The sequence below is a fragment of the Aeromonas sp. s8 genome (assembly GCF_040907785.1).
Classification (GTDB): Bacteria; Pseudomonadota; Gammaproteobacteria; order Enterobacterales; family Aeromonadaceae; genus Aeromonas; species Aeromonas veronii.
In genome coordinates, this window is record NZ_JBFOCL010000038.1 from 146625 (window position 1) to 161004 (window position 14380).

13 protein-coding genes are annotated in these 14380 nt (G+C 59.3%); 10 read left to right on the top strand and 3 right to left on the bottom strand.

Features of this window, described 5'->3' with window-relative positions:
• Positions 1–5: 5 nt before the first annotated feature.
• Positions 6–1604 (top strand): BCCT family transporter, encoded by a 1599-nt coding sequence (locus tag AB5Y86_RS11830; protein ID WP_368192920.1) that lies wholly within the window; start codon positions 6–8, stop codon positions 1602–1604.
• A 118-nt stretch (positions 1605–1722) separates the two neighbouring features.
• Here AB5Y86_RS11830 and AB5Y86_RS11835 read toward each other — a convergent pair whose 3' ends face one another.
• Positions 1723–2961 (bottom strand): multifunctional CCA addition/repair protein, encoded by a 1239-nt coding sequence (locus tag AB5Y86_RS11835; protein ID WP_368192921.1) that lies wholly within the window; start codon positions 2959–2961, stop codon positions 1723–1725.
• A gap of 237 nt (positions 2962–3198) precedes the next feature.
• On the opposite strand from AB5Y86_RS11835, the gene mutY reads away from it, so the two are divergent.
• The 3 genes from mutY (at position 3199) to mltC (ending at position 5753) form a co-directional block, all read left to right on the top strand.
• On the top strand, positions 3199–4251 hold the full coding sequence (mutY, locus tag AB5Y86_RS11840) for an A/G-specific adenine glycosylase (RefSeq protein ID WP_101529682.1): 1053 nt from the start codon (positions 3199–3201) through the stop codon (positions 4249–4251).
• An 8-nt stretch (positions 4252–4259) separates the two neighbouring features.
• Positions 4260–4532, top strand: coding sequence for an oxidative damage protection protein (locus AB5Y86_RS11845; protein ID WP_005335828.1), 273 nt, complete (start codon positions 4260–4262; stop codon positions 4530–4532).
• A gap of 117 nt (positions 4533–4649) precedes the next feature.
• Complete coding sequence (mltC, locus tag AB5Y86_RS11850; RefSeq protein WP_335830659.1) at positions 4650–5753, top strand: membrane-bound lytic murein transglycosylase MltC; 1104 nt, start codon at positions 4650–4652, stop codon at positions 5751–5753.
• 85 nt (positions 5754–5838) lie between these two features.
• On the opposite strand, the gene AB5Y86_RS11855 is transcribed toward mltC, so the two are convergent.
• Positions 5839–6225 (bottom strand): YgiW/YdeI family stress tolerance OB fold protein, encoded by a 387-nt coding sequence (locus AB5Y86_RS11855; protein WP_005335826.1) that lies wholly within the window; start codon positions 6223–6225, stop codon positions 5839–5841.
• A gap of 254 nt (positions 6226–6479) precedes the next feature.
• On the opposite strand from AB5Y86_RS11855, the gene AB5Y86_RS11860 reads away from it, so the two are divergent.
• Both AB5Y86_RS11860 and ompA read left to right on the top strand, forming a co-directional pair.
• On the top strand, positions 6480–7517 hold the full coding sequence (locus AB5Y86_RS11860; RefSeq protein WP_047434505.1) for an SGNH/GDSL hydrolase family protein: 1038 nt from the start codon (positions 6480–6482) through the stop codon (positions 7515–7517).
• Positions 7518–7783: 266 nt separating this feature from the next.
• Positions 7784–8818, top strand: a complete 1035-nt coding sequence (gene ompA / locus AB5Y86_RS11865; protein ID WP_124928502.1) for a porin OmpA — start codon at positions 7784–7786, stop codon at positions 8816–8818.
• A 131-nt stretch (positions 8819–8949) separates the two neighbouring features.
• Here ompA and AB5Y86_RS11870 read toward each other — a convergent pair whose 3' ends face one another.
• The gene (locus tag AB5Y86_RS11870) at positions 8950–9972 is read right to left on the bottom strand and encodes a GGDEF domain-containing protein (RefSeq protein WP_019445736.1); all 1023 of its coding nucleotides are present in this window, start codon (positions 9970–9972) and stop codon (positions 8950–8952) included.
• A 134-nt stretch (positions 9973–10106) separates the two neighbouring features.
• Here AB5Y86_RS11870 and rnr point away from each other — a divergent pair, with 134 nt between their 5' ends.
• The 4 genes from rnr to AB5Y86_RS11890 are packed head-to-tail and all read left to right on the top strand — an operon-like array spanning position 10107 to position 14333.
• Positions 10107–12500 carry a ribonuclease R gene (gene rnr / locus AB5Y86_RS11875; protein WP_368192922.1) on the top strand — a complete coding sequence of 798 codons (2394 nt, stop codon included), beginning with the start codon at positions 10107–10109 and terminating at the stop codon, positions 12498–12500.
• On the top strand, positions 12497–13246 hold the full coding sequence (rlmB, locus tag AB5Y86_RS11880) for a 23S rRNA (guanosine(2251)-2'-O)-methyltransferase RlmB (protein WP_204420269.1): 750 nt from the start codon (positions 12497–12499) through the stop codon (positions 13244–13246). The genes rnr and rlmB overlap by 4 nt, the downstream gene beginning before the upstream one ends.
• 2 nt (positions 13247–13248) lie before the next feature.
• Positions 13249–13821 (top strand): Crp/Fnr family transcriptional regulator, encoded by a 573-nt coding sequence (locus AB5Y86_RS11885; protein ID WP_108612042.1) that lies wholly within the window; start codon positions 13249–13251, stop codon positions 13819–13821.
• Positions 13822–13877: 56 nt separating this feature from the next.
• Entirely contained in the window at positions 13878–14333 is a 456-nt protein-coding gene (locus tag AB5Y86_RS11890) for a GNAT family N-acetyltransferase (RefSeq protein WP_042052447.1), read from the top strand.
• Positions 14334–14380 lie beyond the last annotated feature (47 nt).

Genomic DNA, 14380 nt, shown 5'->3' on the forward strand with positions numbered 1-14380 from the left:
GCTGGATGCGAGCAAGCAAAGGGCTATTGAAAGGCCTCAACCCGACTATGGCCATGACGGCCCTCACCGTGATCACCCTGTTTTTGCTGTTTGGCGTATTTGTTCCCGATACCGCGGCCGCCTGGTTTGTCGGTGCCAAGGATCAGATTATTGCCGGGTTCAAGTGGTACTACATTCTGGTGGTCGCCCTGTTCCTGTTCTTCGCTGTCTACCTGATGTTCAGCCGTTTTGGCAGCATCCGGCTGGGTGACGACGACCAGGTACCGGAGTTCGGCTACTTCGCCTGGTTCTCCATGCTCTTTAGCGCAGGCATGGGTATCGGTCTGGTGTTCTGGAGCATCGCTGAGCCGATGAACCATCTGCAGGGCAATCCGTTCATTACCGAAGGGATGACCCCGGAAGCGGCCCAGATCGCCATGCGCCTCACCTTTTTCCATTGGGGCCTGCACCCTTGGGCCATCTATGTGATCGTCGGCCTGTCACTGGCCTTTTTCAGCTATCGGCGCAAGTTGCCGCTGGCGATCCGCTCTGTGCTTTACCCCATCCTCGGCGAGCGGATCTACGGCTTCTGGGGCCATGCGGCCGATGTGCTGGCCGTGTTCGGCACCGTCTTCGGGGTGGCGACCTCCCTTGGTCTGGGGGTCTCCCAGATGAATACCGGCCTCAACCAGATGTTTGGTATGGCGGTGTCGCAGTCCAACCAGCTCTGGCTGATTGGCGGTATCAGCCTGATCGCCACTCTGTCGGCGGTTTCCGGGGTCGGGCGCGGAGTGAAGCTCCTCTCCGAGCTCAATATCTGGCTGAGTGTTTTCGTGCTCGCGCTCTTTCTGGTGCTGGGGCCGACCACCTATATCCTCAACGCCTATGTACAGAACATCGGTGATTACCTGCAGAACATCGTCAAACTGAGCTTCTGGACCAACACCGAGGCCAACGGCACCTCGGCCTGGCAGTCGAGCTGGACGGCGTTTTACTGGGGTTGGTGGATTGCCTGGGCGCCGTTTGTCGGCATGTTTATCGCCCGTATCTCCAAGGGGCGTACCATTCGCGAGTTTGTGCTAGGTGTGCTGCTGGTACCCTCGTTGCTCGGCATGTTCTGGCTCACCGTGTTTGGCGGTACGGCGATGAATCTGGAGCTGTTCGGTGATGGTGGCGTGGTCGCTGCGGTCAATCAGGATGTGACGCTGGCGCTCTACAAGACGGTCGAGCTGCTGCACTGGGATACCTTCGGCTGGATCGCCAAGGCCGTGTTGACCCTGCTCATCTGCACCTACTTCATCACCTCCAGTGACTCGGGCACGCTGGTCATCACCACCCTGCTCTCCATCGGTGATCAGGAGCCGCCGGTACTGCACCGCGCCGTATGGGGTCTGGGGCAGGGGCTGGTTGCCGCTATCCTGCTGGTCTCTGGCGGCCTGGCAGCCTTGCAGGCGGCCAGCATCATAGCGGCGCTGCCCTTCTCGGTGATTATGCTGGCGATGTGCTATTCGCTGATGCTGGGGCTCAAGCAGGAGAGCCAGCGCCAGTTCGAATATCGCCAGAACCTCAAGCGCCACGATGGCTCATCCCATATGAGCCTGATGGAGCGAATTGGTCCGGCATAACGGCACCAGCAGGGGTTAGCGCCCCTTCACATATAAACCTGGATGCAAAACGGCCGCCCTGGCGATGCTCTCCTTGCGGAGTTCATCATCAGGGCGGCCGTCTGTTATGGGGCCGAGGTTACTCTTCGATAAAGGTCCACTCATCCTTGATGCGGCTGATGGCATCGGTCCGCTTTTTGGCCAGCTGCTCCTTGATCTCTTCTCCCTTGTAACCGGCCGCCACTATCTCTTTCACCGGCACCGCCTGGGCGGCAGCCAGCGCTTCGGCCACATAGTCCGGCTCGGCGTAGACCCGCTCCTCGAAACCGGTACGGCCATGGAAGTCGGCGCGACAGGCATCCAGCAACTGGGCAAAGCGCTCGGGGCGGCGCCAGGCATCCGCCTTGTCGAACACCTTGAGCAGGGTGGCGGGCTTGAGCTCAAAGGCGATATGGATGTGGGTGTGCAGATCGCTCACCTGCAGCGCCAGATCCCGGCACTCATTGGGTACCCGGAACCGCTCGCACAGAGCGCGAATAAGCGGCAGCCCTTTCTGGCCGTGACCGTGATGGCTTGGCCAGAACTCCTTGGGGGTCACTCCCTTGCCAAGGTCGTGGCAGAGGGCGGCAAAGCGGACGGTCAATTCCGGGGAGATCCGGCACGCCTGCTCCAGCACCATCAGGGTGTGGATGCCGGTGTCGATCTCCGGGTGCCACTTGGCCGGGGCGGGGACGCCGAACAGAGCGTCGATTTCGGGGAAGAGTGCCTTGAGGGCGCCGCACTGGCGCAGCACCTCGATAAAGATCTGCGGGGTCGGCCCCAGCAGCACTTTTTCCAGCTCCTTCCAGACTCGCTCCGGCGTGAGGTGGGCCAGCTCGCCAGCGGCCGTCATCTCGCTCATCAGGGCGAAGGTTTCCGGCGCTATGGTAAAGCCCTGAGCGTGGAAGCGGGCGGCGAAGCGGGCGACCCGCAAGATGCGCAGCGGATCTTCGGCAAAGGCAGGGGAAACGTGGCGCAGCAGCCGTTTTTCCAAATCCTCGATGCCACCGTAGGGATCGTGGAGCTGGCCCTGATCATCTTCGGCGATGGCGTTGATGGTGAGATCCCGGCGCAGCAGATCCTGCTCCAGCGTCACATCGGGGGCGGCGTGGCAGACAAAGCCGGTGTAGCCCTGACCCTGTTTGCGTTCGGTACGGGCGAGGGCATACTCCTGCTGGGTTTTGGGGTGAAGAAACACGGGAAAGTCGCGACCGACCTGGGTAAAACCCAGCGCCAGCATCTGCTCCACGGTGGCGCCGACCACCAGATGATCCCTATCGCCCTGCGGCAATCCCAGCAGGCGATCCCGCACTGCGCCCCCAACCAGATAAGTCTGCAAACCGTCTCTCCCGTCATCAATCGTGGGGCCGAGTATATCGTCTTTGTTATCGCTTTGCTGCCTGACCACCACCTGCCCATAGCGCCAGTCAGCAGGGCTTTGACTTGGGCGTGGCGAGGCCTTACGCTGCCGCACCAGACAGCTGGTGCTGTGCTGCGGGATGACTTTATGCCCGCTCAGGCCAGATGAGCCGAAGGAACCGCAGAGTTCCCCTTATATCAACGACATGAGAACAACGTGAATCAATCAACCTTCGCAAGCCGGGTTCTGGAGTGGTACGAGCTTCATGGCCGCAAAACCTTGCCCTGGCAGCAGGAGAAGACCCCTTACCGGGTCTGGGTCTCGGAGATCATGCTGCAGCAGACCCAGGTCGCCACAGTCATCCCCTATTACCAGCGTTTTATGGCGCGCTTCCCCGATGTAGTGGCGCTGGCCGATGCCCCTGTCGACGAGGTGCTGCACCACTGGACCGGGCTTGGCTACTACGCCCGGGCCCGCAACCTGCACAAGGCGGCCCAGCAGATCCGCGATCATCACCATGGTCTCTTTCCCGAGCGCTTTGACGAGGTGATGGCGCTGCCGGGGATTGGTCGTTCTACCGCCGGGGCCGTGTTGTCGCTCTCTCTGGGTCAGCCCCACGCCATCCTTGATGGCAACGTGAAGCGGGTACTTACCCGCTGGCTGGCGCTGCCGGGCTGGCCCGGCCAAAAACAGGTGGAGAACGAGCTGTGGGAGATCGCCATCCGGCTCACTCCCAAGCTGGGTGTGGCGCAATACAATCAGGCAATGATGGATATCGGGGCCACTATCTGCACCCGCAGCAAGCCTGCCTGTGATCGCTGTCCGGTGCGGGCCGATTGCCAGGGGCTGTCGCAAGGCAAGCCTACCGCTTATCCCAACAGCAAGCCCAAGAAGAGCATTCCGGCCCGCGATGGCGTCATGTTGTTGATCCGCCATGGTGACGAGTTATTGCTGGAGAAGCGGCCGCCACAGGGGATCTGGGGCGGGCTCTACTGCTTCCCGCAGGTGGCTTCGCTGGCGGAGGTGGATGGTCTGCTGGCATCCCTCGGCCTGAGCCATCACGGTTATCGGGAACTGGCCGGTTTTCGCCATACCTTCAGCCACTTCCATCTCGATATTCTGCCGCTGCTGATTGACATTGATGAGGCGCAGCCGCTGCGGCTCATGGAAGCAGATAACCGACTCTGGTATAACTTACGCCATCCTGCCGAGGTGGGGCTGGCGGCCGCCACGGCCCGTCTCCTCGCCTATCCAGAGTTACAACCATAGAGGTCAACATGAGCCGTACTGTATTTTGCCAACGCCTGAAAAAAGAGGGCCCGGGTCTGGATTTCCAACTCTATCCCGGTGAGCTCGGCAAGCGGATTTTTGACAACATCAGCAAGGAAGCCTGGGCCGAGTGGCAGAAGAAGCAGGTGATGCTGATCAACGAGAAAAAGCTCAACATGATGAATCTTGAGCATCGCCAACTGCTGGAAAAAGAGATGGTCAGCTACCTGTTCGATGCAGGTGAAGTGCAGATCGAAGGTTACACCCCGCCTGCCCAGTAAGCTCTTCGGCTGTTGTACGTGTGAACAGGTGCGGGAATGGCGCCACACTGGCGTGACCGCTCATGAAGTCGCAGCAAATGAATGATGGGCAGCTCTGCTGCCCGGTTTGAGGATCCTATGGGCCGAATTTTTTGGCTGCTGTGCACCCTGCTGTTTCTCTGTGCCTGCTCATCCTCCCCCAAGCCCAGCGGGAGTGAGGATGACGATCTGGTCAACGGCAAGGACATCCGCGGTTTTGAACACATGATCAGCGCGCTCTCCCATAACGTGAACGAGATATGGGGGCGGGAGGCGCTGTTTGCGGGCAAGTTTGACTACGTCAAATACACGGATCAGTACAAGAGCCGGGCCCACATCGACTTCTCCAGCGGCCACATCATGGTAGAGACCGTCTCGGGCATCGATCCCCGCGCTCACCTGCGTCGCGCCATCATCGAGACCCTGCTGACCCCGGACGATCCGGCCGAAGTGGATCTTTACTCCGACCGGGAAATTCTGACCGGCGGCGAGCCCTTCCTCTACGGTCAGGTGCTGGACAATCAGCGCCAGCCAATCCGCGCCTCCTGGCGCGCCGAGCGTTATGCCGATTACCTGCTCAACACGGCGATGAAGAAGCGCACTTTGGGGATTCGCACCATCTTCTTCGTCGATATTCCCATGGTGGCCAACCATGAAGATCGACGGGGCTACAAGTATGCGGGGATCATCCGGGAAGCGTCGCGCAAATACGGCGTGCCGGAGAGCCTGATCTATGCGGTGATCAAGACCGAGAGCAGCTTCAACCCCTATGCGGTGAGCCATGCCAACGCTTATGGCCTGATGCAGGTGATCCCGGCCACTGCCGGTCGTGACGTCTATGTTCGGGTCAAGGGCAAGAACGGCCAGCCGACCCGGGAGGAGCTGTTCAACCCGGCCTACAACATCGATGTTGGTACCGCCTATCTCCACCTGTTGCAGACCGTCTATCTGGCGGATATCGAGGATCCGCGCTCCCGTCGCTATGCGGTGATCTCCGCCTATAACGGTGGTGCGGGCGGGGTACTCAATACCTTCTCCAGCGATCGCAAGGCGGCGCCGGGCCGGATCAACCGGCTCTCCCCCGAGGCGGTCTATCAGGTGTTGACCGAGCAACATCCCAAAGAGGAGGCGCGCCGTTACCTCTACAAGGTCAATCAGGCCGAGAAGGGGTTCAAGAGAGCCTTTGCAAGTCGGGCCGGTTAAGCGGTGACGCTGGGTTAACCATGCAAAAGGGCGCTTGATATCAAGCGCCCTTTTAACGTCTGGCCAGTTCGTCGTTGAAGTGGCCTTATTTGGCAATAAAGCCGCCCTTGGTCTGCGGGGCAGCGCCCACTTTCTCCAGGGTTTTGACTTCCACTTCGGTCTTGTTCCAGCTGTGGTCCACTTCACCACGGATACGGATCTGATCATCCGGGCCCACTTCGGTGCCACGCCACACATCCTGATCCACTTCGACCTCCACTTCACCGCTGGCATCACGGAACAGATAGTTCTCGCCGCCCAGGTGCTTGACCAGTTTCCCTTCCAGGGTGGCCCAGCTGTCATCTGCCAGATCTTTCAGTTGAGCAACGGAAACCTTGTTCTGCTCTTGCGGGCCGGTATAGGCCGCCATGGCAAAAGAGGAAACAGACATCAGGGTCAACAGTCCGATTACGCTTGCGCTTGCCTTGTTCATTTCATACTCCTGTCGTTGGTATGGGAGCATTGTGCCGGGGGGGGCGTGAAACAAGTGTGAAAGAAATAGGCTGGTGTGATTGTCTGTTTTGTGAGCGCAAGCGATTTCATCGGTGGCGGAACATGTGTGATTTCATCTGGAACTGTAATCTGTCGCCTTCACCAGAAGTCAGTGGCTGCAGACTCTTCCCATGCCTGTCGCCACTCGAGGAGAAGTCCGCAGGTCTCACCTGCTTAATCGAAGAGCATAACAATATGAAAAAATGGCTTGTTTGTTTATTGGGGTTAATGGCATTGACCGCGCAAGCGGCAGAGGGACGCCAACCTTTTTCCCGGGTTGTGATGTTTGGGGACAGCCTCTCCGACACCGGCAAGATGTACAAAAAGATGCGGGGGTATCTCCCCTCCAGCCCACCCTACTTCAACGGGCGCTTCAGCAACGGCCCGGTGTGGCTGGAGCAGTTGGGTGACGAGCGTTTCCCCGGTCTGGTCGTAGCCAACGAGGCGGAAGGCGGTGCGACCGCGGTGGCCTATAACCATCTGGGGGCTCTGAATGGCTGGCTCGGTTTCTGGTCCTGGGATCCCAAATATCAGGTGATCAACAATCTCGATTACGAGATCGATCAGTTCCTGAAAAAGGACAAGTTCCGCCCCGATGATCTGGTGGTGATCTGGGTCGGTGCCAACGACTATCTGGCCTATGGCTGGAACACCGAGCGGGATGCGGATCGGGTGATCGATACCATCCGGCTGGCATCCAACCGGTTGGTGCTCAACGGCGCGCAGCAGATCCTGCTGTTCAACATTCCTGATCTGGGGCAGACCCCGTCAGCCCGCAGCATGAAGGTAGTGGAGAAGGTGCGCCATGTGGCCAGTTACCACAACCAGAAGTTGCAGAACCTCACTCGAGAGCTGGCTCCCCTTGGCATCGTGAAGCTGTTCGAAGTGGACAAGCAGTTTGATGAGATGATGCGCGATCCCCAGCTGTTCGGGCTGAGTGACACAGAACACGCTTGCTACGGTGGCGGCTATACGTGGAAGCCGTTCTCCGGCAGCGCCGCCGAGGTGGCTGCGACCCCGGCTTTGAGTGTCTCCGAAAGAGTGGCTATTGCCGGTAACCCGATCCTGGCGCAGGCGGTGGTGAGCGGGCAGGCAAAAGGGCGAGCAGCGACTCTCAACTGCGATGAGCATATGTTCTGGGATCAGGTGCATCCGACCAAGACGGTGCACAAGGTACTGAGCCAGCGTGTTGCTGACTTTATCGATCAGCACTACGAGTTTGTTCGTCACTGATATCGCTTCGGGCCAGCATGTTGCTGGCCCTTTTTCTCCTATCTATCCTCATCAGTGCGTCTTTTTGCGCCACATTCAGTTCAAATAACAAACGTTTGTTGCTGTTTTTGTAACGTGGTTGCGTTAGAGTGTTTTTTGTTAATTGATATCAGTGACTTGAAAATAGGCTAACGTTGATATGCTGCGATCGCTTTTGGGTGGTTGCACCTATAAGACGAGGTGATATCAATTAACCTCCTCCTACATAAAGTTGCAGAGGCTCAAACATGAAAAAATCATTGATTACCTTGCTGGTTACCGGCTTGCTGGCGGCCAATGCCCAGGCTGCCGGTCAAGACAACACCTGGTATGGCGGTGCCAAACTGGGTTGGTCCAACTTCTACGGCATTGATGAAAGCAACAGCTTTACCCTCGGCAATGAGACCAATGATGCTCTTGGGGCTGGTGTATTTGCCGGCTATCAGCTTAACAAGAACTTGGGCATCGAGTATGGCTACGATTATCTGGGTAAGTACAAATATGATGCCCGCTCAGCCACGGGCGCAGCGTTTCAAGATGAAGTTCAGGCCCAACTTATTCATTTATCATTGAAGCTGGGCTTCCCTGTAACTGATAGCCTCGACTTGTACGGACGCATCGGTGGTGGTTATGCGGCCGCGAACAGTGACCTGAAAGGGGGTGATGGCCGGTTCAACTTTGTCAGCGCGCTGGGTGCAGAGTATGCCTTCAATCGTGATTGGGCTGCCCGTCTTGAATATCAATACACTACCCCCTACGGCAGTCGAAACAATACCGGGTTGCGTATGGACAATGGCCTGCTCTCTGTGGGCGCAGTCTATCGCTTTGGTCAGGTTGCCCCTGTGGCGCCCGCCCCGGCTCCGGAACCTGCTCCCGCACCTGTGATGGTTGAGAAGCAGTTCACCCTGAGCTCCGATGTGCTGTTTGACTTCAACAAGGCGACTCTCAAGCCAGAGGCCAGTCAGGCACTGGATAGCCTCTATAGCCAGATTGAAGAAGCACGACCCAAAGATGGCGTGGCAACCGTAATTGGTCACACCGACCGTATCGGTTCCGATGCCTACAACCAGAAGCTTTCCGAACAGCGTGCCCAGACCGTTGCCAACTATCTGGTTGGTAAAGGGATCCCGGCCGCCAAGATCAATGTGGAAGGGCGTGGTAAATCCTCACCGGTTACCGGCGACAGCTGCGTCAGCAAGTCCAAGCGTGAGCTGATCGTCTGCCTGGCTCCGGATCGCCGTGTTGATGTGAAAGTCGAAGGTGTCAGCGAGGTGCAGGAGTAATCCTTCACACTGAGCAGAGTTCCACTGGGGCTGGAATGAACAGCCCCTGTTGGAGCAAGAGAGACCAAAAAGCCAGTCAGTTGATCTGACTGGCTTTTTACATTGGAATTGCGGTCTGACAAGGGACTAAATCAGGAAGGGAGTGGCATCACCCGGTTGCGCCCCAGCTCCTTGGCCTTGTAGAGCAGCTTGTCGGTACGTTCGACCAGACAGTCTGCGCTCTCCTGACCGTTGAACTCGCCCACGCCAAACGAGGCTGTGATGTGGTCGATGCGGCGGCCCGATTTGCGATCCAGAATCGACATCCGCTCGATAGCGCGGCGCATGCTTTCCGCCATCTGTCTGGCCAGCGCCAGCGAGCGATGAGGGACCAGCATGGCGAACTCCTCCCCACCCAGCCGATAGGCGGTGACCCCCTCCTTGCAGGCATCGCGCAGCCGTTTGCTGAAGGCGCGCAGCACCTGATCACCGAGCAGGTGACCATATTCGTCGTTGAAGTTCTTGAAGCGATCGATATCGGCGAGGATCAGCGAGAAGGGGTGCTGGCTGCGGATCAACCCCTCCAGCTCCAGATCGAAGGCGCGGCGGTTGAGCAGGTTGGTGAGGGCATCCTCGTTGGCCAGTTTGCGTGTCTCGTTGAGCGCGGCCCGCAGCTCTTTGATCTCTTTCTCCGCATTGCTGAGCTGGTTGCGAAAGTGCATGGTGGACATGCGCACGTCCCGTGATTCGCGCACCAGCTCCCGCAGGATCCCCATGGTGTCTTCCAGGCTGAAGCCCTCGTCATCAATGCGGCTGAGCTTGTCAAAACTCTTGTCGAGCATCTCCTGAAACATGCCGGTATCGGAGATGGCGTCCTGCATGGAGTGGCCGAGCTCGTTGGCCATGGCGGCTAGGCTCAGTTTCATCGCCTCCATCTGCTTCTCGTCCTGAGCGGCCAGATACTGGTGATAGAGCCGCTCGCAGGTCGTGAGCGAGCAGGTTCCCTGCATTTTGACTGCCTGATCAATCGCCTGGTTGAGCTCGGGCATGCTGGCCGAGACATAGTTGTACCACAGGTGGTAATTGTCCGGCGTCGTGGGGATCTGGTACTTGATCATCAAAGGGACCGCCTGTTTGAGATAGGCGGCGGATTGGGCAAATGTGTCCTTACTCATGAGTTCTGTGTCTCATCATGCCAGCGAACTGAAGATAGTATGACAGAGAGATTGGCCAAAAGGCAGCCGATGGATGCCATTCGCCCCCCCCTCCGATATAATGGCACCGTTACCACCTACCCTAAGGCCTGCTTATGTCTCAAAAAGATCCTTTCCTCGAACGCGAGGCCGAAAAATACGATAACCCCATCGCCAGTCGCGAGTTGATCCTGGAACTCATCAAGGGCCATGAAAAGCCCATGTCCCGTGAAGAGTTGGCCAAGGTCCTCAAGCTGAAAGATGAAGAGCCGTTGGAAGCCTTGCGTCGTCGTCTGCGCGCCATGGAGCGTGATGGACAACTGGTATTCACTCGCAACCAATGTTATGCCCTGCCGGATCGCCTGAATCTGGTCAAAGGTTATGTAATCGGCCACAAGGATGGCTTCGGTTTTCTGCGTCCGGAAGGTGGTGGTCCGGATCTGTATCTGAATAACCGAGAGATGCAACGCCTGATGCATGGCGATTACGTGCTGGTGCAGCCGACCGAGATTGACCGCAAGGGTCGTCAGGAAGCGCGTCTGGTGCGCCTGCTCAAGTCCCGTGAGGCAGACATTGTCGGCCGTTACTTCGTCGAGAATGGCGTTGGTTTCGTGGTGCCGGATGACAGCCGTATCGGCCAGGACATCATCATCCCGGAAGGGGAAAACAAAGGGGCTCGTCAGAGCCAGGTCGTGGTTGTGCGCATCAATCAGCGCGCCACTTCCCGCATCAATGCCGTCGGCACCGTACTGGAAGTGCTGGGCGAGAACATGGCGCCGGGCATGGAGATCGAAATTGCCCTGCGTACCCACGGTATCCCGCACTCCTGGCCGGAAGAGGTGACCAAAGAGGTTGCCGGTCTCGGCGAACAGGTGCCGGAGAAAGCCAAAGAGGGCCGCATCGACCTGCGCGCCCTGCCGCTGGTCACCATCGACGGCGAAGATGCCCGTGACTTCGATGACGCCGTCTTCTGTGAAGCCAAGCGTGGTGGTGGCTGGCGCCTGTGGGTTGCCATTGCTGACGTCTCCGCTTACGTGAAGCCCGGCACGGCGCTGGATGCCGAAGCGTATCAGCGCGGCAACTCCGTCTACTTCCCCGAGTTCGTGGTGCCCATGCTGCCGGAGGTTCTCTCCAACGGCCTCTGCTCGCTCAACCCGCAAGTTGACCGTCTCTGCATGGTGTGCGAGATGACCATCTCCGCCGCTGGCCGCATGTCCGGCTACAAGTTCTACGAAGCGGTAATGAACTCTCATGCCCGTTTGACCTACACCAAGGTGGCGGCGATCCTCGACGGGGATCCCAAGCTGCGTCAGCAGTACGATCCGCTGGTGGGCCATATCGAGGAGCTCAACAACCTCTACAAGGCGCTCAAGCATGCCCGTCACCAGCGCGGTGCGGTGGAGTTCGAGAGCGAGGAGACCCGCTTCATCTTCAACGCCCAGCGCAAGATCGACCGCATCGTGCCGCTGGTGCGCAACGATGCCCACAAGATCATCGAAGAGTGCATGATCCAGGCGAACGTGGCTGCTGCCCGTTACATCGAGAAGAACGAAGCCTTTGCCCTGTTCCGGGTACACGACCGTCCGGGCGAAGAGCGTCTGACCGGTTTCCGTGACTTCCTGGCCGAACTGGGTCTGGAGCTCAAGGGCGGACTCGAGCCCGAGCCGAAAGACTTTGCCGAGCTGGCCGCCAAGTTTGAGGGACGCCCGGATGCGGAGCTGCTCTCCACCATGCTGCTGCGCTCCATGCGTCAGGCCATCTATCAGGCTGACAACATCGGTCACTTCGGTCTGGCACTGAAGTCCTACGCGCACTTCACCTCGCCAATCCGTCGCTATCCCGACCTGATCCTGCACCGGGCGATCAAGTACCAGACTGCCAAGGAGCAGCAGGGCAACCTGCGCCACAAGTGGACCCCGAGCGGTGGTTATCACTACCAGCTGGAAGAAGTGGACCCGATGGGCGAGCACTGCTCCATGACCGAGCGCCGTGCCGACGATGCGACCCGCGACGTGGCCGACTGGCTCAAGTGCGAGTACATGCTGGATCACGTGGGTGACGAGTTTGACGGCGTTATCGCCAGCGTCACCGGCTTTGGCTTCTTCGTGCGTCTGGCGGAGATCCACATCGACGGTCTGGTGCACGTCAGCACCCTCACCAACGACTACTACCAGTTTGATCCCCTGCACATGCAGCTGATTGGCGAGAACTTCCGCCGTCGCTACCGTCTGGGTGACAAGGTGCGGGTCAAGGTGATGGGCGTGAATCTGGATGATCGCAAGATCGACTTCGTGATGGTGGAAGAGCCGCTCAAGGCCACCGGCAAGAACGCCAAAGAGATGGCGCGCAAGCAGGCCGAGATCAAGAAAGAGAAGGCCAAGAGCGCCCAGCGCCACGAAAAACGTAAAGAGGGCAAGGATCACGGCAAATCCGACAAGGGTGGCCGCGCCAAACCCAGCAACAGACGACCGAGCAAAAAGGCTCGCGATAAGGCCAAGAGCACTAAATGAGTACTGAACTGATCTACGGCATTCACGCTGTCACCGCGCTGCTGGAGCGTACCCCGGAGCGTTTCATCGAGGTATGGGCGCTGAAAGGGCGGGATGACGACCGGCTGCAACCCCTGCTGGCTGAGCTGGAGTCCCTCGGCTTGCGCGTGCAGAGCGTGAACCGCAAGACCCTTGATGACAAAGCGGAAGGCAACAATCACCAGGGCATCATGGCCCGGGTGAAAGAGGCGCCGAAGCTGGCCGAGCACGATCTGGCCAGTCTGCTGGACGAGTTGGCGGCACAAGAGCGCCAGCCCTTCCTGCTGGTGCTGGATGGCGTGACTGACCCGCATAACCTCGGCGCCTGCCTGCGCAGTGCCGATGCTGCCGGGGCTCATGCGGTCATCGTGCCGCGGGACAAGGCCACGGGTCTCACCCCGATCGTGCGCAAGGTCGCCTGTGGCGCGGCCGAAGTGGTGCCGCTTATTCAGGTCACCAACCTGGCCCGCACCCTGCGCGAGCTGCAGGAGCGCGGCGTCTGGATCGTCGGCACCGCTGGCGAGGCCGATCACGACCTCTATCAGGCCAAACTGACCGGCCCGATGGCGCTGGTGATGGGGGCTGAAGGTAAAGGCATGCGCCGTCTGACCCGCGAGCACTGCGACGAGCTGGTGAGCATCCCGATGGCGGGGGCGGTATCCAGCCTCAACGTCTCGGTAGCAACCGGTGTCTGCCTGTTTGAAGCCGTGCGTCAGCGTCGCGGTTAATCATGCTGACTGACAGACCCCCCTTCGATTGGGCGCAGGTCGCAGATAAAGAGGAGGCCGCGCGCCTCCTCTCTTTTGCCCGCCCGCTGACCCTCAGCCCGAAAAGCTGCCTCTGGCATGCCGGTGACAGCCCGGATCTGCTGGTCAGGGTGGAGCAGGGGCTGCTGCGGGCCAAGCTGGTGCTGGAGGATGGCCGCGAGTACATCAAGGAGTTCTATTGGGAGGGGGACGAGTTTCTCGACTTTCACCACCTGCTCAGTGGCGAGCCGGCCCGCTACAGTGTGGAGGCGCTGGAGCCCTGTCGTCTGCAGTTGTTCAGTCTGGCTGACCTGCGCCAGCTGCCCGGCTGGCCGCGCTGGTACCAGCACCTGTTGGAGGTGCAGCTGCGCATCAAGGAGGAGAAGGAGCAGTTACTGTTGACCGGCAGCCCGCAGGCGCGCTATCAGCACTTTCTCGACAGCTTTCCCGCACTCGATGCCAGAGTGCCCGACCACCAGATTGCCGCCTATCTCGGCATTACTCCCATCAGCCTGAGCCGCATTCGCAAGCGACTGAAAGAACTTAACAAAGGTTAATGCAGGGCGCTGGCGCCACGATTATGCTGGCAGGCCGAACTGATAAGGAGTTGCCGATGAACTGGATCCTGAAACCCTGGTCTGAACTGACCACAGACGAGTTGTATGAGTTGCTGGCGCTGCGGGCCGAGGTGTTCGTGGTGGAGCAGACCTGCCCCTTTCAGGATCTGGACGGGCTCGATCGCCGCGACGGGGTCTGGCACCTGCTCGGCTATCAGGGCGAGCTGCTGGCCGCCTATGCGCGGATCATGGCGCCCGGCATCGGCGATGAGAGCGGTGCCGCCATCGGTCGGGTGGTGACCTCACCCAAGGCGCGCGGCGGCGGTCTCGGTCATAAGCTGATCGGCGAGGCGGTCAAGGCGTGCGAGGCGCGCTGGCCGACCCACAGCATTTGGCTGGGGGCGCAGGCTCATCTGCAGGGCTTCTACGGCCAGCACGGTTTTGTGGCGGAAGGGGAAGGCTATCTCGAAGATGATATCCCCCATATGGGGATGCGCAGAGTGGCGGCATAACCACTCGTCAGAGTGATTCAGAATGCAGAAGGGCCATCCCGCGGGAT